Origin of the sequence: Bosea vestrisii, assembly GCF_030144325.1 — a bacterium.
GTDB classification, from domain to species: domain Bacteria; phylum Pseudomonadota; class Alphaproteobacteria; order Rhizobiales; family Beijerinckiaceae; genus Allobosea; species Allobosea vestrisii_A.
The window spans coordinates 3,901,825-3,925,540 of sequence record NZ_CP126307.1; the positions used below are offsets into that span (position 1 = coordinate 3,901,825).

At 67.6% G+C, this 23,716-nt stretch carries 18 protein-coding genes and 1 pseudogene; 13 read left to right on the forward strand and 6 right to left on the reverse strand.

Annotated features, from left to right (window positions below):
• The first annotated feature begins 6 nt into the window (after window positions 1–6).
• From QO058_RS19255 to QO058_RS19285, 7 genes are read left to right on the forward strand one after another with little or no spacing between them, the layout of a single operon-like run.
• Complete coding sequence (locus QO058_RS19255) at window positions 7–951, forward strand: ABC transporter permease (protein WP_284167873.1); 945 nt, start codon at window positions 7–9, stop codon at window positions 949–951.
• Window positions 948–1,832 (forward strand): ABC transporter permease, encoded by an 885-nt coding sequence (locus tag QO058_RS19260; RefSeq protein WP_284167874.1) that lies wholly within the window; start codon window positions 948–950, stop codon window positions 1,830–1,832. Before QO058_RS19255 ends, QO058_RS19260 begins: the two co-directional genes overlap by 4 nt.
• Window positions 1,829–2,794: an ABC transporter ATP-binding protein gene (locus QO058_RS19265; protein WP_284167875.1), complete on the forward strand. Its 966-nt coding sequence runs from the start codon at window positions 1,829–1,831 to the stop codon at window positions 2,792–2,794. Before QO058_RS19260 ends, QO058_RS19265 begins: the two co-directional genes overlap by 4 nt.
• Window positions 2,791–3,663: an ATP-binding cassette domain-containing protein gene (locus QO058_RS19270; protein WP_284167876.1), complete on the forward strand. Its 873-nt coding sequence runs from the start codon at window positions 2,791–2,793 to the stop codon at window positions 3,661–3,663. Before QO058_RS19265 ends, QO058_RS19270 begins: the two co-directional genes overlap by 4 nt.
• Window positions 3,650–5,725 carry a hydantoinase/oxoprolinase family protein gene (locus QO058_RS19275; RefSeq protein WP_284167877.1) on the forward strand — a complete coding sequence of 692 codons (2,076 nt, stop codon included), beginning with the start codon at window positions 3,650–3,652 and terminating at the stop codon, window positions 5,723–5,725. Before QO058_RS19270 ends, QO058_RS19275 begins: the two co-directional genes overlap by 14 nt.
• Window positions 5,722–7,464: a hydantoinase B/oxoprolinase family protein gene (locus tag QO058_RS19280; RefSeq protein ID WP_284167878.1), complete on the forward strand. Its 1,743-nt coding sequence runs from the start codon at window positions 5,722–5,724 to the stop codon at window positions 7,462–7,464. Before QO058_RS19275 ends, QO058_RS19280 begins: the two co-directional genes overlap by 4 nt.
• Window positions 7,461–8,618 (forward strand): DSD1 family PLP-dependent enzyme, encoded by a 1,158-nt coding sequence (locus QO058_RS19285; RefSeq protein ID WP_284167879.1) that lies wholly within the window; start codon window positions 7,461–7,463, stop codon window positions 8,616–8,618. Before QO058_RS19280 ends, QO058_RS19285 begins: the two co-directional genes overlap by 4 nt.
• Before the next feature lie 84 nt (window positions 8,619–8,702).
• Here the strand turns inward: QO058_RS19285 and QO058_RS19290 are convergent, their stop codons facing one another.
• Window positions 8,703–9,590, reverse strand: a complete 888-nt coding sequence (locus QO058_RS19290; protein ID WP_284167880.1) for a helix-turn-helix domain-containing protein — start codon at window positions 9,588–9,590, stop codon at window positions 8,703–8,705.
• 248 nt (window positions 9,591–9,838) lie between these two features.
• Between QO058_RS19290 and QO058_RS19295 the strand changes: the two are divergent.
• From QO058_RS19295 to QO058_RS19315, 5 genes and pseudogenes are all read left to right on the forward strand, one after another.
• Window positions 9,839–12,033, forward strand: a pseudogene (locus tag QO058_RS19295) (TonB-dependent siderophore receptor).
• Between the two features lie 77 nt (window positions 12,034–12,110).
• The gene (locus QO058_RS19300) at window positions 12,111–12,989 is read left to right on the forward strand and encodes an ABC transporter substrate-binding protein (RefSeq protein ID WP_284167881.1); all 879 of its coding nucleotides are present in this window, start codon (window positions 12,111–12,113) and stop codon (window positions 12,987–12,989) included.
• Window positions 12,982–14,979 carry a Fe(3+)-hydroxamate ABC transporter permease FhuB gene (gene fhuB, locus QO058_RS19305; protein ID WP_284167882.1) on the forward strand — a complete coding sequence of 666 codons (1,998 nt, stop codon included), beginning with the start codon at window positions 12,982–12,984 and terminating at the stop codon, window positions 14,977–14,979. The genes QO058_RS19300 and fhuB overlap by 8 nt, the downstream gene beginning before the upstream one ends.
• Complete coding sequence (locus QO058_RS19310) at window positions 14,972–16,051, forward strand: siderophore-interacting protein (RefSeq protein WP_284167883.1); 1,080 nt, start codon at window positions 14,972–14,974, stop codon at window positions 16,049–16,051. Before fhuB ends, QO058_RS19310 begins: the two co-directional genes overlap by 8 nt.
• 14 nt (window positions 16,052–16,065) lie before the next feature.
• Window positions 16,066–16,908: an ATP-binding cassette domain-containing protein gene (locus tag QO058_RS19315; protein ID WP_284167884.1), complete on the forward strand. Its 843-nt coding sequence runs from the start codon at window positions 16,066–16,068 to the stop codon at window positions 16,906–16,908.
• A 43-nt stretch (window positions 16,909–16,951) separates the two neighbouring features.
• Here the strand turns inward: QO058_RS19315 and hpaH are convergent, their stop codons facing one another.
• The 3 genes from hpaH to QO058_RS19330 form a co-directional block, all read right to left on the reverse strand.
• Entirely contained in the window at window positions 16,952–17,755 is an 804-nt protein-coding gene (hpaH, locus tag QO058_RS19320; protein ID WP_284167885.1) for a 2-oxo-hept-4-ene-1,7-dioate hydratase, read from the reverse strand.
• Window positions 17,756–17,758: 3 nt separating this feature from the next.
• Window positions 17,759–18,625, reverse strand: a complete 867-nt coding sequence (locus QO058_RS19325; RefSeq protein ID WP_284167886.1) for a fumarylacetoacetate hydrolase family protein — start codon at window positions 18,623–18,625, stop codon at window positions 17,759–17,761.
• A 155-nt stretch (window positions 18,626–18,780) separates the two neighbouring features.
• Entirely contained in the window at window positions 18,781–19,623 is an 843-nt protein-coding gene (locus QO058_RS19330) for a LysR substrate-binding domain-containing protein (RefSeq protein WP_284167887.1), read from the reverse strand.
• 120 nt (window positions 19,624–19,743) lie between these two features.
• Between QO058_RS19330 and QO058_RS19335 the strand changes: the two genes are divergently transcribed.
• Entirely contained in the window at window positions 19,744–21,054 is a 1,311-nt protein-coding gene (locus QO058_RS19335) for an aspartate aminotransferase family protein (protein WP_284167888.1), read from the forward strand.
• Between the two features lie 33 nt (window positions 21,055–21,087).
• Here the strand turns inward: QO058_RS19335 and QO058_RS19340 are convergent, their stop codons facing one another.
• Window positions 21,088–22,485, reverse strand: a complete 1,398-nt coding sequence (locus QO058_RS19340; RefSeq protein WP_284167889.1) for an acyltransferase family protein — start codon at window positions 22,483–22,485, stop codon at window positions 21,088–21,090.
• Window positions 22,482–23,627: a glycoside hydrolase family 5 protein gene (locus QO058_RS19345; RefSeq protein ID WP_284167890.1), complete on the reverse strand. Its 1,146-nt coding sequence runs from the start codon at window positions 23,625–23,627 to the stop codon at window positions 22,482–22,484. The genes QO058_RS19340 and QO058_RS19345 overlap by 4 nt, the downstream gene beginning before the upstream one ends.
• Window positions 23,628–23,716 lie beyond the last annotated feature (89 nt).

Below are 23,716 nucleotides of genomic sequence, written 5' to 3' on the forward strand. Positions count from 1 at the left end.
CCTGCCATGCTCAGCCTCGTCGCAGGCCGCATCCTCTCCTCGATCGGCACGCTGCTCTTCGTCGGCCTCGCGCTGTTCGCGCTGACACGCTCCGGTCCGGGCTCCCCGGCCCGGATCGTGCTCGGGGCCGACGCGACCACCGAGCAGATCGCGCAGTTCGAGCAGACCCACGGCCTCGACCGGCCCTTCCTGTCGCAATATGCCTCCTGGCTCGGCGACGTCATGCGCGGGGATTTCGGCAAGTCCTTCGTTACCGGTCGCGACGTTGCGACCGACATTGTGGGCGCCCTGCCGGTGACGCTGTCGATCGTGCTCTTCGCCTTCGCCATCGCGCTGGTCTGCGGCGTCGGCATCGGAGTTCTCGCCGCGCTTCGGCCGGGCGGGGCCTTCGACCGGCTCAGCCGCTTTGCCGCTGTGCTCGGCCTGTCGATCCCGGCCTTCTGGCTCGGCATCGTCCTGATCCGCTTTCTCGCTGTCGATCTGCGCTGGCTGCCCCCCGGCGGCTATTTTCCGCTCTCGGCCGGGCTGTCGCTGCACCTGCAGAGCATCCTGATGCCCTCGGTCTCGCTGGCGGTCTACTACATCGCCGTACTCGCAAGGATGACGCAGGCAAGCCTGCAGGAGACTTTGCGCGGAGACTATGTCCGCACGGCTCGTGCCATGGGGCTGTCATCGTCGCAGGTGGTCTTCTACGCGCTGGTCAACGCGCTGCCGCCGGTGATCAACCTCGCGGCGCTCTCCTTCGGCTACATGTTCGGCTGGGCGCTGATAATCGAGCAGGTCTTCAACATCCCCGGCCTGTCGCGCGCGCTCCTCAATGCGATCTCGCAGCGCGATTTTCTGCTGCTGCAGGGCATCGTCTTCCTGTTCACCGCGATCTTCGTCTTCGCCAATCTCGGCGCCGACCTGCTCAACCGCCTGCTCGACCCGCGCCAGAGGGCGGCGGCATGAGCGGTCTCGCCAAAGCTCTCCGCGGTCTCGACTGGAGCGGCTGGCTCGGGGCCGGCATCGTCGGTCTGATCGTGCTCGCCGCGATCTTCGCGCCGCTGATCGCGCCCTATGATCCGCTCGCGCTCAATATCGAGGACAGGCTCGCCGCACCCGATATCAAGCACTGGCTCGGCACGGACCAGGGCGGCCGCGACGTGCTCAGCCGCATCATCTTCGGCGCCCGCGCTTCGCTCTCCGTCGGTATCGGCGCGGTGCTGATCGGCGCAGCGATCGGCGTCTCCGCCGGGATCTACGCCGCCTACAAGGGCGGGCTCGGCGAGCAGATCGTGATGCGCATCGTCGACGGCGTCGCCTCGATCCCGCTGCTGGTCTGGGCGATCGCCATCGTCGGCATCCTCGGCGTCGGGCCGCTGCCGGTCGGCCCGCTGCTCCTGCCCAACGAGGTCAAGATCGTCGTCCTGATCGGCTGCCTGTTCTCGCCGGTCTTCGCCCGCGTCACCTATGCGGTGGCAAGGCGCATCGCCGGCGCCGACTATGTCCGCGCCCGCTTCCTGCAGGGCGCCGCGCATTGGGACATCGTGACCAGCGATGTGCTGCCCAACTGCCTGTCGCCGATCATCGTGCAGGGCACGCTGCTGGTCGCGATCGGCATCGTCATCGAGGCCTCGATCAGCTTCGTCGGCCTCGGCGTGCAGCCGCCGCAGCCGAGCTGGGGCACCATGCTGTCCGACGCCCGCAGCGCGATCTATTCCGGCGAATGGTGGCTGCCGGTCTTCCCCGGCCTGGCGATATCGCTGACCGTGATCGGCTTCAACCTGCTGGGCGATGCAGTGCGCGAGCTGTTCGATCCGCGCAGCGAAGCCAGGACGCTGGTCGCATGAGCCCCGCCTTGCTCAGCGTCGAGGGATTGCGCGTCGGCTTCCGCTCGGTCGATGGCGGCATCGTCGAGGCCGTCCGGGGCGTCGATTTTTCCGTCGCGCCCGGTGAAGCCGTCGGCATCGTCGGCGAATCCGGCTCGGGCAAGAGCCTCAGCATGCTCGCGGTGATGCGCCTGCTCGGCGCACCGGCGCGCACCACCGGCGGGCGCGTGATCTTCGACGGCGAGGATCTGCTCGCGGTGGACGAGACCCGCATGCGGGCGCTGCGCGGACGCGACATCGCCATGGTCTTCCAGGACCCGCAGAGCTCGCTCAATCCGGCGCTCACCATCGGCCGCCAGATCACCGACGTGGTCCGTGCGCATCGCGGCGTCTCGTCCGGGGAGGCGCGGCGCATCGCGGCGGAGGCGCTGGAGCGCGTCGGCATCCGCGATGCGGACAGGCGCCTCGCCTCCTACCCGCACGAATTCTCCGGCGGCATGCGCCAGCGCGCGCTGATCGCGATGGCGATCGCCTGCCGGCCGCGCCTCCTCATCGCCGACGAGCCGACGACCGCGCTCGACGTCACCGTGCAGGCGCAGATCGTCGACCTGATCGCCGAACTGCGCCGGGAGCTTGGTCTCGCCGTCGTCTTCATCTCGCATAACCTCCAACTTGTCGCCGAGATCGTCGATCGCGTCGTCGTGATGTATGGCGGCAAGGTCGTCGAGGACGGCCCGGTCGAGGCGATCGAGCTTGCGCCACGCCACCCCTATACCAGCCTGCTCAAGGCCTGCGTGCCAAGCCTCTCCGGTCCGGTTGGCCCGCTGACCGCGATCGAGGGCGCGCCGCCGCGGCTCGGCCGCCTCCCAGTCGGCTGCCCATTCTCGCCACGCTGTCCCGACGCCATCGAGCCCTGTGCCGTCGAGATGCCGGCGCTCGTCACAGAGGCCGGACATCGCACCGCCTGCTGGAGGCCGCGATGACCGGCCCGATCCTCTCGCTGCGCGGCGTCACAAAATCCTTCCCGCAAGGAGGGCTGCTCGATCGTCTGCTAGGGCGCGACAGCCGGCTCGTCGCACTCGACGCTGTCAGCCTCGACGTCATGCGTGGTGACGTTGTCGGCATCGTCGGAGAGAGCGGCTCGGGCAAGTCGACTTTGGCCGGTCTCGCGGTTGGATTGGCGCGGCCGACCTCCGGCGAGGTGCTGCTCGACGGCGCCCCGATGGCGGAGCTGATGCGCAACCATGCCGGGCCGTGGCGCCGGCGCGTGCAAATGGTCTTCCAGGATTCGAGCAGCGCGCTGAATCCGCGCAAGAGCGTGGCGCGCTGCCTTGGCGAGACATTGGCATTGCGCGGTGTGCCGAAGGCGCAGCGCGAAAGCGAGATCGCCGAATTGCTGACGCTGGTCGGGCTTGGTCCCGAGATCGGCCCGCGCCTGCCGCACGAGCTTTCCGGCGGCCAGCGCCAGCGCATCGGCCTGGCGCGCGCCCTGGCGATGAAGCCGGAGGTGCTGATCGCCGACGAACCGGTCTCGGCGCTCGACGTCTCCTTGCAGGCGCAGGTGATCAACCTCCTGTCGCGGCTGACCCGCGAGCTCGGCCTGACGCTCCTTTTCATCAGCCACGACCTCGCTTTGGTACGCACGCTGTGCAGCCGCATCGTCGTGATGCGCAAGGGCGCGATCGTCGAGCAGGGGCCCTGCCTCGATGTGCTCGACCAGCCGCAGCACCCCTACACGCAAGCCCTCATCGCCGCCGTGCCGAAGGGCCTCGCCGGCCGGCGCACCCCGCTGCCGGTTCGTGCCGGCGTGGCGGTTCCAGAAACCCGGGAAGACATCCATGGCGCAGCATAGCTACCGGATCGGCATCGACATCGGCGGCACCTTCACCGATGTCGTCGTCGCGCGCGACGACGGGCTGATCGAGACCCGCAAGGTGCCCTCGACGCCGGACGACTACAGCCGCGGCATTGCCCAGGCGTTGAAGGCGCTGGTCGAGGACTACCAGACCACGCCCGACCGCGTCACCGGCATCGTCCATGCGACCACGGTCGCGACCAATGCCATCCTCGAATACAAGGGCGCCCGCACCGGTCTTTTGACCACCGAGGGCTTCCGCGACGTGCTCGAAATGCGCCGGCTGCGCATCCCGGTGCTCTACGACCTGCAATACGACAAGCCGAAGCCGCTCGCGGCCAGGCATTTGCGGCTTGAGGCGCGCGAGCGGCTCGCTGCTGACGGCTCGGTACGGGTCCCGCTTTCGAAAGAGGATGTCGTCGCGGCGGCACGGCGCTTCCGCGAGGAGGAGGTCGAGGCGGTCGCGATCAGCTTCCTGCACGCCTACGCCAATCCCCGGCACGAGATCGAGGCTGAAGACATCCTGCGCGCCGAGCTTGGCGACGGCGTCTATATCTGCCGCGGTTCGGAAATCCTGCCCGAGATCCGCGAATACGAGCGCACCTCGACCGTGGTGGTGAATGCCTATATCGGCCCGGTCGTGCGCAACTATGCCAGTGCCCTGACGGCGCGGCTCGCCTCGATCGGTGTCACCTGCCAGGTCGAGATGATGCATTCCGGCGGCGGCATCATGCGGCTGGGCTCGGCGGTCAAGCGCGCCGCCTCGCTGGTCGAATCCGGCCCGGCTGCCGGCGTCATCGCCTGCGCACGGCTGGTCTCGGGGAGCGACGAGCCCAGCATCATCTCCTTCGACATGGGCGGCACCACCGCCAAGGCGGCGCTGATCGAGCATGGCGAGCCGGCGCGCACCACCGAATACGAGGTCGGAGCGGGCATCAATTTGTCGAGCAAGCTGGTCAAGGGCGGCGGCTATCCGATCAAGATGCCGTTCATCGACGTCTCCGAGATCGGCGCGGGCGGCGGCAGCATCGTCGCGATAGACAGGATGAACCAGGTCTCGGTCGGCCCGCAAAGCGCCGGCGCCTGGCCTGGCCCGGTCTGCTATGGCCTCGGCGGCAAGCAGGCGACGCTGACCGACGCTTTCCTGACGCTCGGCTACATCAACGATGTCGCGCTCGCAGGCGGCAGCTTTCCGCTTCAGGCCGATGCCGGCCGCGCCGCGCTGAACGATCAGGTCGCGCGCCCGCTCGGCCTCGACCTCCAGCAGACGGCGCGCGGCGTGTTGACGCTCGCGGTCACCACCATGACGCGGGCCGTCAAGGCGGTCTCGACCTATCGCGGTCGCGATCCGCGCCAGGCGACCCTGGTCGCCTTCGGCGGCAATGGCCCGGTGGTCGCCGCGGAAGTCGCGAGCGCGCTCGGCATCCGCCGTGTCATCGTCCCGCGGGCCGCCGGCGTCTTCAGTGCGCTCGGCCTGCTGCGGTCGGATGTCGAGCAGGAGTTCGTGCGGCCGTCACGCCATCGCCCCGGCGAGCTCAACGATGCCGGGCTGGAGCAGCTCTTCGCCGAGCTCGGCGCGGACGCACGCAGCATCCTTTCGCTCGAAGGCTATGATCTCGCGCTGGCCGAATTCCGCTATGCCGCGGACCTGCGTTATGTCGGCCAGGCCTATGAGCTTACCGTACCCGCGAAACGCTTCGATATCGCTGAGCTCAACGAGTTGTTCCACCGCGAGCACGAGCGCACTTATGGCCACCGCTCGCAGAAGGACGCGATCCATCTCGTCAACGCCCGTCTGACGGTGCGTCTGCCGCTGATCGCTCCGCGCCACCAGTTCGCGGCAGAGGCGCCGATGCGGCGCGCCGACCGGCCGGTCTCCTTTCACGCTAGCGGAGCCACAGCCTCGATCGCCGTGATCAGCCGGGCCGACCTCGATGGTACGGCGCGGCGCGGCCCCTTCGTCGTCGAGGAATACGACTGCACCTGCGTCATCGGCCCCGGCCAGAGCGCCAGGCTCGACGAGGCCGGCAATATCGACATCGCCCTGGAGGCCGCATGAGCATGCGCGAGATCGACCCGATCACCCTGGAGGTGATCCGCAACGCGCTCGCCTCGACCGCCGACGAGATGGCGCTGATCGTGATGCGCTCGGCCTATTCGCCGGTGGTGCGCGACATCATGGATTATTCGACGGCGCTCTGCGATGCGAAGGGCAGGGTGATTGCGCAGGGCCTGACCCTGCCGATCCAGCTCTGCTCGTTCCCGCGCATCATGGGCTTCGTCCGGGAGCGCTATGGCGACGGGCTGAAGCAGGGCGACGTCCTGATCGCCAACGACCCCTACGGTTCCGGTGGCCAGCACCTGCCGGATATCTATATCCTGAAGCCGATCTTCGTCGCTGGCCGGCTCTCGGGCTTTGCCGCAACCGTCGCGCATCACACCGATCTCGGCGGCATCGTGCCCGGCTCGGTCGCGATCTACGCCACCGAGATCCAGCAGGAAGGCCTCCGCATTCCGCTGCTCAAGCTCTACGAGGCCGGTTCGCCGGTCGAGGCGGTCTTCCGCATCCTCGAGGCCAATACACGCTCGCCGGTCGAGGTGCTCGGCGACATCCGCGCCCAGATCGCCGCGTGCAATGTCGCCGAGGAGGGTCTGAAGACGCTGATCGGTCGCTATGGCGCGAACGAACTCGATGCCTATATCGACGCGCTGCACGACCATGCCGAGGCGATGATGCGCGATGTCATCCGCGCTCTGCCAAACGGCGTCTACCGCGCCACCGACTATATCGACGGCGTCGGCGAGAATCCCGAGCCGCTACCGATCGTCGCGACCGTCACCGTCGCCGACGACACGATCGACATCGATTTCACCGGTACCGCCGGCCAGATCGCGGCTTCGATCAACTGCCCGATCTCGCTGCCGGAATCGGCCTCCTTCTGCGCGATCCGCTGCCTGTCGCAGCAGGACATCCCGAACTGCGAGGGCTATCTCAGGCCGATCACGGTCCGTGCGCCCGAGGGCTGCCTGGTCAATCCGCGCTATCCGGCGGCTTGCGGCGCGCGCGGCGTCGTCGGCTACCGCGTCTTCGACGCGATCATGCAGGCGCTGGCGCAGATCGTGCCGGAACGCGCCATGGGCGGCTCGGAGGGCGGGCCCTATCTGCTGGCCGCCGGCGGCACGCATGAGGGGCGGCCCTTCGTGCTCAACGAGATGGTGGTCGGCACCTGGGGCGCGCGCGCCGGCAAGGACGGCATCGAAGGCATTTCCAACCCTGCCGCCAATCTCTCCAACCAGCCGGTCGAGATGATCGAGGCCGACATGCCGGTCGAAGTGCTGCGCTATGGCCTCTTGCCCGATACGGGTGGGCCGGGCGAGTTCCGCGGCGGGCTCTCGCTCATCCGCGAATTCCGCTTCCTGGCGCCGGTCCGTTTCGTGCTGCGTGGCGATCGGCGCGATCATCCGCCCTTCGGTTTCGAAGGCGGCAGCCCCGGCGCGCCCTCGGCCCACATCCTGATCAGGGCCGATGGAACCCAGCGGCAGCTGCCGACCATGCCGATGGAGAGTTTCGCGGCCCAGGCCGGAGACGTTTTCCGTCTCATTGCAGCTGGCGGCGGCGGCTATGGCGATGCGCTGAAACGCGATCCGATCCGCGTCGCCGACGACCTGCGCGAGGGCAAGGTTACGGTGGCGGGGGCCGCGCGTGACTATGGCGTGGTCTTTGATGCCGCCGGCGTGAGTGTCGATCAGGCCGCCACGACACGTCGACGCGCCGAGCTTGCGGGAGCCAGATCATGACCATGTCGTTGTTCGGAGCGGCCGCGCTCAACCAGACGCTTGTCGGCGGAGCCGGTAGCCGGGCGCGGCTGGAGACGCCGGCAGCCGTGCTCGACCTCGATCTGTTCGAGCACAATATCACGCTGATGGCGGAGACCTGCCGTAAGGCCGGGCTGAATCTCCGGCCGCATGCGAAATCGCATAAATGCGCCGAAATCACCCGCCGGCAGATGGCGGCCGGGGCGCTCGGCAATTGCTGCGCCAAGCCGGGCGAATTGCTGGCGCTGTTCGAGGGCGGCGTCCGCGACCTCCTGCTCAGCGCCCCGATCGCCAGTCCGGCGAAGATCGACGCCCTGGCACGCGCCGCAGCGGCCGGCGGGCGCATCGGCGTCGTGGTCGACCGGGCCGATCTTGCGACCGCCTATGCCGAGGCTGCGCGGCGGCACGGCACCGTCTTCGACGTCTTCGTCGATCTCGATGTCGGGTTGAAGCGGAGCGGCGTCGCGATGCCTATTGAAGCGGTCGAACTGGCAAAGCTCGTTTCGGGGCTGGCCGGCCTGCGCTATCGCGGCGTCCAGGCTTATCAGGGCCGCGTCCAGCACATCGACGATTTCGCTGCGCGCCGCGTTGCCAACCAGGAGATGGGCCGGCAGCTCGCATTGATGCTGGAAGCCCTGCGCGAGGCCGGGCTGGCGCCGGAGATCGTCTCGGGCGGCGGCACCGGCAGCCATCTCCTCGACGGCGAGGATCGCCTGCTGACCGAGATCCAGGCCGGCTCCTATGTCTTCATGGACGAGGCCTATGACAGCGTCGACATGCATGGCCGTGGTGGGCCGGAGTTTCGTCCGGCGCTGCGCATCGCGGTGACCGTGATCGGACATAGCTCGCTTGGCTTTGCGATCACCGATGGCGGCAGCAAGAGCTTTGCGCTCGACGGTCCGCCGCCGCGCGTCTTCCTGAACGGCGAATTGGTCGGGCGGATCGAGTGGTGCGGCGACGAATTCGGCCGCATCCTACCATTGGAAGGGCGGGGCACCTTGCCGATCGGCACGGTCGTCGAATGCACGGTCCCGCATTGCGACCCGACGATCAACCTGCACGATATCCTGCACGTGGTCAGGGGCGACAGGCTGATCGAGCTGTGGCCCGTCGAGGCCCGTGGCAGAGCCGATTAGCTCGCGACGATTCCTCGGGGTGCGTGCCGCGTCGCCCTGAACCACCCATCCGGAAGGGCGACGGCGCGGTGGGGCCTGGCTAGCTCATGGCCGCTCTGTCGCGCCGCGGCGCCAAGCGGCTGGTGTCTCGCCGACCATGCGGCGGAAGACGCGGGTGAAATGTGCCTGGTCGGAGAAGCCGGCATCGGCCGCGATCTCGGTCAACGGCCGATCGCCCGCCGCGAGCAGGCGCTGGCCGCGCTCGATTCGCGCCTTGAGCTGCCATTGATGCGGCGGCAGGCCGGTCGAGGCCTTGAAAGCGTGGCTGAAATGCGATTGCGACATGCCGACGAGCTCGGCGAGGTCCTGCAGCCGGATCGTGCCGGCGGCATGCTCGCTGATGTAATCGGTCACCGCCTTGAGCTGCCAGTTGCTCAGCGGCGCGCGCTGGCGTGGCGCGTTGGCGCGCACGCCGAAGAGATCGATCAGGACCGCGAGCACCAGCCCGTCGCCATAAAGATCGTGCCGCGCATCCGGCTCGGCGCATTCGCCGGCGATCAAACGCGCCAATGTCAGGATGCGCTCGTTCGAGAAGGCGATGCGCGGCTGCGCCAGCCGCTCGGGCGACAAGGCTTCACCGAGCCGCTCGCTGACGGTGGCGGCATCGAAATGCAGGTCGAGATGGCGGATGCGCATGCGCTGCTGCGTCCGTCCCCAGACGGGTAAGCCGGCCGGCATGAAGCTGATCGCGTTGGCGCGGGCCCGGCTGGAGATTCCGGGCTCGTTCGGATTGAGCCGCGTCTCGAAATTGCCGCCGACCTTGTCGAGCACCACGAACAGGCGCGGATGCTCGGAGACGTATTCGCCGCTGGCGCCAGCCTGGCATTCGGCCTGCCAGAGATCGGCGACGACACCATTCCATACCCGGTATTTCAGCGAGCCGATGACGCTGATGCCTTCGCGGACCGAGCGCATGCGCGGCTGGAAACCCATCTTTAGCCTCCGCAGAGCCGGATGATCGCGCCTCGGCGCGTGTTCAAAAATGCAACGTGATCAGCGCAATTGTAGACGCGCGGCCAAGAACATTCAATGCATGACAGGAACGATCAATCCCGCCTCACGCGATACTGATATTGCCCAACGGAAAGCTGAATGCTGCTTTTGAACAGTTCTAAGTTCGATCAGTTCTGAAGTGGCAGAAATTATTGGGGCCGGGATCGAAAATGTGCTACTTGCTGGTGATGAAGACTAGGTTTCTTCTTGGCTCGACTGCGTCGCTTGCTCTGCTTTGTGCCGGGACGGCCTGGGCGCAGGGGCAGCCCGCTCCCACGGTCCAACTCGACACAATCACGGTCGAGGGCGAGGGCGGCGCCACCGGGCCGGTCAACGGCTATGTTGCGACGCGCTCGACCACAGGCTCGAAGGCGAACACGCCGATCACCGCGATCCCGCAGGCGGTCTCGGTACTTGGTCGTGACGAGATCGACGACCGCAAGGCGCTCAAGGTCGACGAGGCTCTGCGCTACACCGCCGGCGTCGCCGCCCAGGCCTTCGGCCCCGATCCCGATACCGACTGGATCTTCATTCGCGGCTTCCAGGCGACGCAGACCGGCGTCTTCATGGACGGGCTGCAGCTCTATGGCTACGGCTTCGGCGGCTTCCAGATCAATCCGTTCCTGCTCGAACGCGTCGAGGTGCTGAAAGGCCCGGCTTCGGTGCTCTATGGCGGCTCCACACCCGGCGGTATCGTCAATCTCGTCAGCAAGCGCCCGAACGGCGAAAACTTTGGTTATGTCGAGGCCGGCATCAACAATTTCGGCAACGCCTATCTCGGCATCGACGTCGGCCTCAGCGACAAGCAGGGAGTCTGGAGCACGCGCCTGACCGGCAAGCTCTCCGGTGGCGACCAGTACACCGACGTCGCCAAGGATTTCCGCGGCACGATCATGCCGCAGATCACCTATCAGCCGACCGGCGCCACCCGCATCACCGCCTATGGCGTCTATTCGGCGCTCGACCAGATCCATGTCGGCGGCGGCTTCCTGCCCTATGTCGGCACGGTGGTGAACGCGCCCTTCGGCAAGATCCGGCGCAAAGCCTTCCTCGGCGAGCCCGCGATCGACGATCAGGAGCGCACCGAGACGCTGCTCGGCTACGAATTCCAGCACCAGTTCGCCAACAACTGGAACTTCACCCAGAATCTGCGCTACGGCGCGATGAAGGGCTCGCAGCTCGGCCCCTACGGCTTCGGCTATGCCGGCCCCGATGCGCCCTTCGGCGATCGGCTTCAGCCGCTCGGGCCCGATTACCAGCTCTATCGCATCGGCTTCCAGGAGAAGACGCGGGTTCGGACCTTCACGATCGACAACCGCATCGACGGCAAGGTCGTCACCGGCCCGCTCGAGCATTCGCTGCTCTTCGGCATCGACTACAAGTACTTCAACATCGACCACACCCAGGCCTCGGGTGGCGCGACCACGATCAGCGTCACCAATCCTGCCTACGGGGCGCAGCAGGGCCCGACCGGTGTCTATCTCAACCAGGACCTGAAGCATCATCAGATCGGCTTCTACGCCCAGGATCAGATCCGCTTCGGCGGCGGCTTCCTGCTGACGCTGAACGGCCGCTACGACTATGTCGACAAGAAGTCGGTCAGCCCGGCCGGCCTGCTGTTCTCGCCGACCTATGACAAGAAGGAAGCGTCGTGGAGCGGCCGCGCCGGCCTGGGCTACGAGTTCGCCAACGGGCTCACCCCTATGTCAGCGCCGCGACCTTCTTCACCCCGGTCTTCGACGCCGTGCCCAATCTGCTCGGCGGACCCGGCCAGCCCTTCCGCCCGGAGGAGGGCCGGCAGTTTGAGGCCGGCGTGAAGTACAAGCCGACCTTCATGGACGCGCTGTTCACCGCCTCGGTCTTCAACATCACCAAGCAGAACGTGCTGAACCCGGCCCCGACCGCGCTCAACCCGTTCGCCCAGCAGCAGCTCGGCGAAGTTACCTCGCGCGGCTTCGAGTTCGAGGCCAAGGCCAACATCACCAAGGACCTGAAGCTGCTCGCCTCCTTCACCGCCTTTGACCTGAAGACGACCAAGGATACCCGCCCGCTGCTGGTCGGCAGGACGCCGGTCGTCGTGCCCGAGGTCACCGCCTCGGCCTGGCTCGACTACACCGTGCCGGAGGGCTTCTTCAAAGGCATAGGGCTCGGCGCCGGCGTGCGCTATGTCGGCAGCTCCTATGCGAATGCCGAGAACACGCTGAAGGTGCCGTCGGCGGCCTTGGTCGATGCTGCGATCCGCTACCAGATCGGTAATTGGGGCATGGCGCTCAACGTCACCAACCTGTTCGACAAGGCCTATGTGAAGAGCTGCAACGGTCAGTCCGGCTGCGGTTATGGCGATGCCCGCACCGTCACCGTCTCGGCCAATTATCGCTGGTAGAGGCGTCCCACCCAGTATGAAGGCGCAGCGCCTGCTGCGGCCTTCGCCTGTGATAGACCGCTGATATGATTGACCCGATGGTGTTCCCGACCCGACGCTCCACGCTCGCCCTGCTGGCGGCGGCGGCGATGCTACGGCCGGCGCAGGCTGCGGGTCTTCGCATCGCGACCGTCGACTGGTCGGTGCTGGAGACCCTGCTCGCACTCGGCGTTGCGCCGGTCGCCGCCCCGGAGCTCCTGCAGTTCCGCGAGGTCGCGGTCGAGCCGCAGGTGCCGGGAACGGTTACCGATCTCGGCCTGCGCGGCACGGTCAACTTCGAGCTGCTGCTGCTCTCCCGGCCGGAGCTGATCTATTCGTCGAGCTTCTATGCCAGCTCGGAGCCGCGGCTGCTGCGGATCGCGCCGGTGGAGCGCTTCTCGATCTATGCGCCGGGCCGACCGCCCTTTGAGCCGGCAGCCGCAATGATGCGCAGCATCGGCGCGCGTCTCGGCATCGGCGGCGTCGCAGAGCGCTATCTCGCCGAGACCGAAGCCGAGTTCGCTCTCCTCCGCGAGCGCCTGAAGCCGCATGCGGCGCGCCCGGTGATCCCGATCAATCTCGGCGACAGCAGGCATTTCCGCGTCTTCGGCGCCGACAGCATGTTCGGCGAAGTGCTGAAGCGGCTCGGCCTCGCCAATGCCTGGACCGACGATACCAGTTACTCCGCCACGGCGCCGGTCGGCCTCGAGGCGCTGGCGCGTGTGCCTGACGCCTGGATCGCCTTGATTCCGCCGGTACCGCCTGGCGCATTGGAGGTGCTCGCGAGGAGCGCCTTCTGGAACGCGCTGCCCAATCTGCGCGAGGGCCGGCTGCTGCAGCTCGCCTCGATCAATCCCTATGGCGGCCTGCCGTCGGCGCGGCGGTTCGCCCGGCTTCTGACTGAAGCGCTTCTGGCGGCGGAGGCGAGCCGTGGCTGACACCGCCCTGCAGCTGCGGCGGTTGCCACATCGCGATCTCGGCCTCTGGTTCCTCGCTGCGTTGGCGGCTGCGCTGCTCTTTGCTGCCGTAGTGGCGACACGCTCGCCGCTGCCGGCCTCGGGCGAACTGACCCGGACGCTTCAATCCATCCTGCTGTGGCACAGCCTGGTGCCGCGCAGCGTCACCGCGCTGATCTGCGGTGCAGCGCTCGGTCTTGCCGGCGTCTTGCTGCAGCGCGTCCTGCGCAATCCCGTCGCGGATGCCTCGACGCTCGGTGTCGTCTCCGGCGCGCAGCTCGCTTTGACTGTGGCGACCGCCTACGCGCCGGCGCTGATCGTCTTTTCGCGCGAAGGTGTCGCGCTGGCGGGGGCCGTCGCCGCTGTCGCGCTCGTGCTCGGCCTCAGCTGGCGGCGCGGGTTCGACCCGATGACGGTGATCCTCTCCGGCATGGTCGTCTCGTTGATCGCGGCGGCGCTGAGCGCGACCGTCATCCTCGCCAAGGGCGACTATGTCCTCTCGCTGTTCATCTGGGGCGCCGGCTCGCTCAACCAGCAGAGCTGGGATGCCGCGCTGGCGCTCGGCCCGCGCCTGCTCCTCGGCGGCATTGCCGCTGCGCTGCTGCTGCGCCCGCTCGGCCTGCTCGGTCTCGGCGACGATGTCGCCCGCAATCTCGGCCTTGCCTTGCACGCTGTGCGGTTCGCGGTGCTGGGCGTCGCGGTCTGGCTTGCGGCCAGCGTCACCGCCGAGGTCGGCGTCATCGGCTTTGTCGGCCTCGCCGCACCGACATTGGCGCGCGAGTTCGGCGCGCGGACGCAACGCCAGCTCCTGCTGGCGGCGCCGGCGCTCGGCGCACTCCTGCTCTCGATCACCGACAGCGCTGTGCAATTGCTCGGCTCGGGCTTCAACGACTTCGCTCCGACCGGCGCCGCCACCGCCATGTTCGGTGGGCCGCTGCTGCTCTGGCTGATGCGCCGCGTGCCTCCCGCCCCGGCCGCGCAGACTGTCGATGCGACGGCTCCGACGCGCCGCATCGCACGGCCATTCCTCATCCTGGCGGTGCTCGCCGCGGCGATAGCGATCGTCGCCGTGCTCGGCCTTGTCCTCGGCCGCGGGCCGCAGGGCTGGGGGCTGGCGACGGGCGCGCTCTTCGCCGACCTGCTCCCCTTCCGCGGGCCGCGCCTGGTCGCCGCCGGTGCGGCGGGCGCCCTGCTCGGCGCCGCCGGCTGCCTGATGCAGCGCCTCACCGCCAACCCCTTGGCTGGGCCGGAAGTGCTCGGGGTCAGCGCCGGCGGCGGGGTCGGGTTGACGCTCGCGCTCGCGCTGCTGCCCTTCAGCCCGCTCTCGATGCTCGCCGGCATCGCCGGAGGCTCGCTCACCGTGCTCCTCATTATGCTGGTGCTGGCGGGCCGTCCGGGCATCGGCTCGCAGCGCCTGCTGCTTGCGGGCATCGCCATGGGCGCGCTTTGCATGGCGCTGGTCTCGATCGCGCTCGCGAAGGGTGATCTGCGCGCTTATGTGCTGCTGACCTGGCTGTCGGGCTCGACCAATCGCGCCGGCGAGTTCGAGGTCTGGATCGGCCTGATCGGCTGCGTCGTCCTGATCGCGCCGCTCTTCCTGGCGGTACGCTGGCTCGATTTGATGCCGCTTGGCGAGGCGACGAGCCGCGGCCTCGGCCTTGGCGTCGAGCGCAGCCGTCTCATCCTCGCTGCTGTCGCGGCCCTCGCGACGGCTGTCGCGTCGCTGCTGACCGGCCCGCTCAGCCTGGTCGGGCTGATTGCGCCACATCTCTCCCGCCTCGCCGGCTTTGCGCGCAGTCGCGACCAGCTCGCCGCCTCGGCCCTTATCGGTTGCGGCGTGATGATCCTGGCCGATTGGCTCGCGCGCCTCGTCGCTTTCCCCTATCAGGTGCCGACCGGGTTGTTTGCGGCGCTGATCGGCGGGCCCTATCTGATCTGGCTGTTGAACCGCACGGGGAACCGGCATGGCTGACGAGACCGAGCTGCAAGCCACCGCAAGCGTCGTTTTGGCGGACCCGGCCGGTATGCTCGAGCGCCTCTGCGGCCATTTCGTCGAGCATGGCCAGGTGACCCGCCGCGACGGCGGTGCCCGGCTCGGCGGCCCGTTCGGCTCGGTCGATCTGACCGCGGATGATGGCGTGCTGCGCATCGCCGTAACCTGCCCTGACGAAAGCCGGCTCTTTGTCGTCAAGTCCTCGGTCGCCGAGCATCTCTTCGAATTCGCGGAGGGCGAGACCGTCTCGCTGAGCTGGCAGGGCAATGCTCCCGCGCAGACGCGCATCCCCTATTTCCGCGAGGTCATGGTGCGCGGCGCCCGCGACATCACCCCGGCGATGCGGCGCGTCACGCTCGCCTGCGACGACCCCCGCCATTTCACCAGCGGCGGCCTGCATGTGCGCGTTCTGATCCCGCCGCGCGGGCGCGCGCCGGTCTGGCCGAGCGTCGGCCCCGACAGCAGGGTGATCTGGCCGCAGGGCGAGGACACGCTGGCCAAGCGCACCTACACCATCCGCTCGATCGATCATGCCCGCGGCGAGCTCGATATCGACGTCGTGCTGCACGACGATTCCGTTGGCTCGATCTGGGCACGCGAGGCGCAGGCCGGTGACCGCATCGGGCTGCTCGGGCCGGGCGGCGGCGACGTGATCCCGGCCGATTGGTATCTGCTCTGCGGTGACGAAACCGCCTTGCCGGCGATCGCGCGCATCGCCGAGGAATTGCCGAGTTCCGCTCGCGCCAGCATCGTCATCGAAGTGGCTGATGCCGCCGAGCAGCAGGACATTGCTTCAAAGGCCGCGATCGAGGTGACCTGGCTGCACCGCAAGGGCGCGCCGGCCGGCTCGACCGATCTGCTGGCGCAGGCGGTGCGCGGCATCGCCCTGCCGGAGCAGGGCAGCCCGTTCGTCTTCGCCGGCTGCGAGCAGGCGACGGCCCGCGCGATCCGCAAACATCTGCGCAGCGAGCGGCAGCTGCCGAAGGATCGGCATCTCGTCGCCGCCTACTGGCGCAAAGGCCACGCCGATGTCCACGACCACGGTGATTGATGCAGACTGAAACCATGTCCAGCCCAGCCGATCTCATCGCCATCGCATCGCCTGATCGCGCAGCCGACCACGCGCCTTCGGCAAGCGAGCCGCTCTTCGCGCTAGAGGGCGTCGGCTTCTCGGTCGGCGACCGCGTTCTGCTCGAACCGCTGACGCTCGACCTCGGTGCCGGCAAGGTGATCGGCATCCTCGGCCATAACGGCTCAGGCAAGTCGACGCTGCTGAAGCTGCTGGCGCGCCAGCAGCGGCCCTCGCGCGGCTCCTTGCGCTTTGCCGGCCAGCCGATCGAGAGCTGGGACAGTCGCGCCTTCGCCCGCAAGCTCGCCTATCTGCCGCAGCAGACGCCGCCCGCGGCCGAAATGCTGGTCAAGGAGCTGGTCGCGCTCGGCCGCTATCCCTGGCATGGCGCGCTCGGCCGCTTCGGGCAGCGCGACCGCGACAAGGTCGCGCAGGCGATGGCGCTGACCGATATCCAGCCCTTCGCCGATCGCCTCGCCGACAGTCTTTCAGGCGGCGAGCGTCAGCGCGCCTGGCTGGCGATGCTGGTCGCGCAGGATGCGCAATGCCTTCTGCTCGACGAGCCGATCGCGGCGCTCGATCTCTCGCATCAGGTCGAGGTGCTGACGCTGGTGCGGCAGCTCTCGCATCAGGCCGGTCTCGGCATCGTCGTCGTGCTGCACGACGTCAACATGGCCGCCCGCTTCTGTGATGAGATCGTCGCGCTCCATTCCGGCCGGCTGGTCGCGCGTGGCATGCCCGAGCAGATTGTGCGGCCCGATATCCTGCGGGCGATCTATGGCATTGAAGTCGGCGTGATGCCCCATCCGGACGGCGGCCGGCCGCTCGCCTTCGTGTGACGTCGCACAAAGTCTTTCCGCCGGGCGAGCTATTGCTCGCGGCTCACTCGAAGAAGCAGCTCACGGTGCCGAGCGGGCCGTAATCGGCGGTGATCGTGTCGCCGTGGCGGGCTTCGACGGGCCGGATGAAGGACCCGGCCAAGACGATCTGTCCCGCCTTGATCTCTCCGCCATAGCTCGCGAGCCGGTTGGCGAGCCAGGCGATGCCGCGCGCCGGGTCGTTGAGCACGCCGGCACCGAGACCGGTCTCCTCGACCTGGCCGTTGCGCGAGACGATGGCGCCGATCCAGCGCAGGTCGACCTGGTCCGGGCGCATCGCCCGCCCGCCGGTGACGATGCCGGCATTGGCGGCGTTGTCCGAGATCGTGTCGACGATGGTGCGGGCCTTCTTCGTCTGCGGGTCGACGCGCAGGATGCGGGTGTCGAGGATCTCGAGCGCCGGGACGACGTAGTCCGTCGCGTTCAGAACGTCGAAGACCGTGACGCCCGGCCCTTGCAGGTCGCCCTTCATGACGAAGGCGATCTCGGCCTCGATGCGCGGCTGGATGAAGCGGTCCTTGGGGATGTTGCTGCCGTCGTCGAAGCGCATGTCGTCGAACAGCACGCCGGAATCGGGCGTGTCGATGTCGAGCGCGTACTGCATCGCCTTCGAGGTCAGGCCGATCTTCCAGCCGATGATCGTGCGGCCGGCCGCGCGCTTTCGCTCCACCCAGGCGGCCTGGACCGCATAGGCGTCATCCATCGTCATCTGCGGAAAGCGCAGCGACATCAGGCCGGTCTGCTGGCGTGTCCTTTCGGCCTCGTCCAGGCTGAGGGCGGCGGCTGAGATCTCGTCGGCGGACAGCATCGCTCAGGCCTCGTCGGAGATGGTGTTGCGGAGGAGGCCAATGCCCTCGGCCTCGACCTCGACAACATCGCCGGGTTTCAGCCAGATCGGCGGGTCGAAGCGGGCGCCGGCGCCGGTCGGTGTGCCGGTGATCAGGATGTCGCCCGGAACGAGCGTCGTGAAGGTCGAGATGTAGCTGATGATCTTCCTGAACGAGAAGATCATGCGGCTGGTCCGGTCGCTTTGGCGCAGCTCGCCATTGACCTTGGTGGTCAAGGCGATATCGGCGATCTGCGCCTCGTCGGTGAAGGGCACCAGCCAGGGACCGATCGAGCCGGAGCGATCGAAGTTCTTGCCCTGGGTCACGTTGAACTTGGCGTGGCGCACCCAGTCGCGGAGCGTCCCTTCGTTGGACAGCGTCAAGGCGGCGATGTGACCGAGCGCGTCGCGCTCGGCGATGCGACGCCCCGCCTTGCCGATCACGATCGCGATCTCGCCCTCGTAGTCGAGTTGCTCGCTCTCCGGCGGCCTGATCAGCGGCTGCTCATGGGCTGTGAACGAGCGCAGGAACCGGGGAAACAGCGACGGATTTGGTGGCGCTTCCTGCCCGTCCTTGTACTCGGCGTTGCGGTCGGGGAAATTCACGCCGACGCAAATGATCTTCTCGGGCGCGAGGCTCGGAATCTCGTAGCGGACGCCGTCGAGCGGCAGATCCGGAGCGAACGCCGCGCCTGTCTCCGCCAGGGTTTCGAAAGCCCCGTCGACCACGACGTGCTGCAGCGTCGGCCACTGCGTCCGATAACGGGCAGACAGGTCGACGATGCCGTTCGCAACGATCAGGCCGTAGCGCGCTTCATCGCCATGACAGAAACTGACGAACTTTGAGGTCAAGGGATCGCGTCCTCATGTTTGGCGAGGCGATGAGCCGCTGAATTTACGCATGGCGCTCGCTCCAGAGCTTCTGGATGGACCCTTCACGAGCATTGCGCCATATCAATTAATTATCATGTTAATCAGTTCTGGTGGCGCGGTGTCAATCGGCGGGCTCAAAGCCTCGGCAGTTCTGCTCTGATATGCTCGCCCAGGGCTTTCGCGGCCGCCGACGGGCGCTGATCGGCGAACTCCACTGCGATGCCGATCGAGGGGAGCGGCGGCAGCCCGACATGCACGACATGGAGATCGGGTGGCACGGCCGTCTCGGTCAGGACGCTGATCGCATGTCCGGAGCGGGCGATTGCGATCAACCCGGCAAGGCTGTTGCTGGCGAAGGCGATCCGATAGCGCCGGCCGACCGCCTCCATCGCATCGCACGCGGCCCGATGATCGAGGGTCATCGGCGCGGACAACGCCAGAGGCAGGCTGGCATTGTGGAGGATGGCGGGTTGCGCCTCGTTGGCCACCCAGACGAAGCGCTCCTGCCGGATGACCTCCTTGCTGGCGGCATCGGCGAGCGAGACCAGCGCCATTTCGATCTGGCGGCGATGCAGCAGCGGTCGTAGTTCCGAGGTCGGTGCACAGACCATGCGCAATTCGACATCCGGGTGCAGGGCGCAGAAGCCGCGCAGCAGATCCGGCAGGAAGGCGATCGAATAATCCTCGGGGCAGCCCAGGTTCAACGCGCCCTTGAGCCCGGTTTCGCGTATCTCCGCGAGAACTTCATCGTGGACTGCAAGGAGGGTCTCGGCTTGCGCCAGGAATTTGTGGCCGGCCGTGGTCAGCTGCACGCCGGAACCGCTGCGATGCAGCAGTGATTGGCCGACCAGTTCCTCGAGGCGCTGCATCTGCATGCTCAGCGCCGACTGCGTGCGCCCGATCTGGAGCGAGGCGAGGCTGATCGAGCCGGTGCGCGCAATGACGGCGAAGTTCCTGAGCAATACGAGGTCGAGCATAGACGAGCTATCAATCCGATCGATATCGGATTGAAGAAGTATCAATTTGCCTGCTGAGGCAAGCATAGGTAGCGCTCTGGAACGGCAATTGCTGGTGAGATTGCCGAAAGGGGAATGAGAATGTCACTCAATGCCGATCCCGCCTTCTGGGCCGTCGCCGACAGGCACCTGACGCGCTATGGGCCCAGCTTCGAGTCGATCATCGTCGAACGGGCCGAGGGCTCCTTCGTCTACGATGCCGATGGTCGCGGCATCCTCGACTTCACCTCCGGCCAGATGAGCGCTGTGCTCGGTCACACTCACCCGGACATCGTCTCGACGGTCAACCGGCAGATGGCCTCGGTGGCGCATCTGTTCAGCGGCATGCTCTCGCGCCCGGTCGCGGCACTGGCCGAACGGCTGGCTGGGCTCGCCCCCGGGCTCGACCGGGTACAATTGCTGACCACGGGAGCGGAGTCGAACGAGGCCGCCATCCGCATGGCGAAGCTGGTGACCGGCGGGCACGAGGTCGTCGCCTTCGCCCAGAGCTGGCATGGCATGACCGGTGCGGCAGCCTCGGCAACCTACAGCGCCGGCCGGCGCGGCTATGGGCCCGCCGCGGCGGGGTCCTTCGTAATCCCCGCGCCGAATTCCTACCGCCCGCGCTTCAAGCATCCCGATGGCAGCAATGACTGGCAGGCCGAGCTCGACGATGCGTTCGAGCTGATCGATCGCCAGTCGACGGGTAACCTCGCCGCCTTCATCGCCGAGCCGATCCTGTCGAGTGGCGGTATCCTGGAGCTGCCGCCCGGCTACCTCGCTGCGCTCAAGCGCAAATGCGAGGAGCGCGGCATGCTTCTGGTCCTCGACGAGGCCCAGACCGGCGTCGGCCGGACCGGGCACATGTTCGCCTTCCAGCGTGACGGCGTGACGCCGGACATCCTGACGCTGTCCAAGACCCTCGGCTCCGGCCTGCCGCTGGCGGCGGTGATGACGACGGAGGCGATCGAGCAGAAGGCCTTCGAGCGCGGCTTCCTGTTCTACACTACGCACGTCTCCGATCCGCTCACGGCGGCGGTCGGCGTCACCGTGCTCGACGTGGTCGAGCGCGACGGTCTCGTCGCCCAGGCACGCGAGCGCGGCGAGCGGCTGAAGCAGGGGCTGCTCGCCCTTCAGCAGAAATACGAATGCGTCGGCGACGTGCGCGGGCGCGGGCTGCTGCTTGGGCTCGAGGTCGTCAGCGACAGGCAGACCAAGGCGCCGGGCTTCGAGCTCGGGGCGCGGATCATGGAGGAGGCCATGCACCGCGGCCTGAGCATGAACATCGTCAAGCTCCCCGGCATGGGCGGCGTCTTCCGCATCGCGCCGCCGCTGACGGTCTCGGACGCCGAGATCGACCACGGTCTCGCAATTATGTCTGATGCGATCGAGACCGCCGCCAGAGCACAATGAGCCCGGTGGTGCGAGACGCTAGCTGCGTCAGGATCACAACGACTCGGCGATCTTCCAGCCGACATATCCGAGTAGCGCGAACCAGCTCAGCGTGACGGCGACCATCGCAGTCCCGAGGATCGCGCTGACGAGATTGTCGCTGACGGACGCCTCCCGGGCGGCTTCGCCGGCAATATCGGACAGTAGCGGCGAGCTCGGCTCGCTCTCAGGCGAACGGCCATCGCCAAGCCTGACGGCGCGATAATCCGGTGACGGATGAGGCGGCGCGCCCTGGATGGCGACAGGAGCGGCAATGAGCGCGCCGTTCCACTCCGCTCGCCTATGGCAGGTATCGGCAAACCGCGAAGACGGAACGGGTAGGGCGTTGCGCTTCGACGATATCCTGTGCCCGAGGCTGATCATCGGGCGTTCGACCGTCCGATAGACGAACCAGGACACCAGCAGGGTCGAGCCCGTGCAGACCAGCATCGTGGCGATGTCGCGGAGTTCTCCGGTCAGGGGCAGGACGCGATAGACGGCAGCGTTGACCGTCCCGTGGAACAGGTACATCGAATAGCTGGTCAGCCCGATCCCCGCGAGCAGGGGAGACCGCGGTCGGTCCAGCCGGATTGCAGCGAGGAAGACCACGAAAGCGAGCATGTAGGCGCTGAGGACGGGCCTCAATCCCTCCATGACGAAGTTATCACCGCGCGCCAGCGAAAACGGTGAGACCGAGAGCAGCGCGGCGAGTTGCACGAGAACGAGAACCAGGGCCGAGAGGCGCGCGCCCCGCATCCGCTCGACCAGCCATAGCCGCAGCAACAGGCCGAGGAAAAGGAAGGACAGATGCATGCCGAGATATTGGATCGGCAGGTTGACGACGCCGCGCATGCGCAACTGGACGGGCAGAACAGTCGCAGCGATCAGGGCCAGGCTCAGCGCGAGCAGGACGCCGACATGTTTCAACGCACCCGTCGAGAACAGCAGCGCGACGAGGACATAGAAAAGTAGCTCGACGAACAAGGTCCAGTGGATCGGCGAGAGCCAGGGCTGGCAGAAGAGCGGCGGCGCCATGGTCATGTTGGCCAGCACGGTTGCCGTCCGTGGCGTTTCTCCGGCGAGCCAGGCCGTCGTCGTCAGCACCGCCAGCGCCAGCCAGAGCGCGGGATAGAGCCGGAAAAGCCGCGAGACGGCGAAACGCCGGAGCGGTCGCTCGCCGCCGATGCTGAACGGCACGACGAAACCGCTGATCAGGAAGAACAGCGCCACGCCGAACCGGCCGAGGCTCATATTCTGGACGACCGATTGGGCGAGCGTGCTCATCGGGCCCGTTGCGGACGGGGCCTGCCTGAGCAGGTCGCCGAACATGTGCTCGACCATCACGGCGAGGGCCGCGATCGCGCGCAGCGCGTCTAGGTTGGCGTAGCGCTGTGGTGTCGTGGCGGGGCTCATGGCGTCAGGAGCCCCAGTGCGCGGCGGGTCGCCGCGTCGAAACCCGGCCCGGTCTCGTTCTCGGCGAGCGCGAACCCGCCCGTTCCCGCATAGGTCCAGCAGGCCCAGGCAAAGCCGTGCGCCTCGGCGAGCTCGCGCATGTCGCGCAGCCAGTTCTCGCGCGCCGCCGCTCCCTCGGGCGTGCGCAAATAGGGCGTCCTGTGCACACCGAACTCGCCGAGCAGGATGGCATGGGCGGGCAGGCGCTGCGCGATGCGCCAGGCGCTCACCTGTCGAAAGGTTCTTTCGAGAGCCGATCGATCGAAGCCAGCATAGCGCGCCAATGTCTGCTTCGCCTGCCGTGCCTGTTCCAAAGCGGGGCCGTCGAGGTCGAGGCTGCCGATCCGCCGTTGGGTCGCCGCGATCATCGCTTCGGTTGATCGCGGCGCCGGATAGGCGATCGCGTTCAGTGCAAAAGCGGGATTGCCGCGCACGCCCTGGTGAGTGAACTGCCAGGGCGAGTAGTCGTGATAGGTGTAGATCAGGCGCGCATCACCTGCGAACGGGCGCATATCGAGCGCAGCCAGCGCCGTCGCCGAATTCATCGAGCCGCCGCCCAGCACGAGCGGCAGCGTCGCCGAGCCGCTACGCGCGGCTCTGTAGGCGGCTTCGAGCATGGGTTGCCAGGCTGCCTGCGGCAGCTCCGGCTCGTTCATGAGCTCGAATGCAAGCCGCGGCGCCTCGGCGGCCGCCCTGTCCTGTGCGAGTTGCCCCAGGCGAGCGGCCAGGCGCTGCTGCAAGGCCAATACGGCCCGGAAGTTCGGCGTATCGACGCCCGCCGTCAGCGCAGCGGGCCGGTAAACCGGATTCATCGCGCTCGGATGCAGGTCGACGATCACGCCGAGATCGGCGCCGAGGAGGTCGTGAACCGTGCCGATGAGGCGCTCGTCGAGCCGGTCGCGAGCCGTGCCGGAGAAGGCCAGGAACGGGCCGACATCGACGGCCAGGCGCACGAAATCGAAGCCCGCAGCGCGGATCGCTTGCCGCTGCACCTGATCGAAGCGAAAGCGCGGCGCCGCGAATGGCGCATCGCCATAGGAACCTTCGGCGCCGACATCAGCCCATCCCCAAGCGTGCGAGACGCCGATGCCGCGGCGAAACAACGGGATGTCGCTGCCGGGTCCACTTGCCGCTGGCAGGGGGCCCGAAAAAGGCGAGCGTCGCGATACCGCCGAGGTCGCCGAGAACGGAT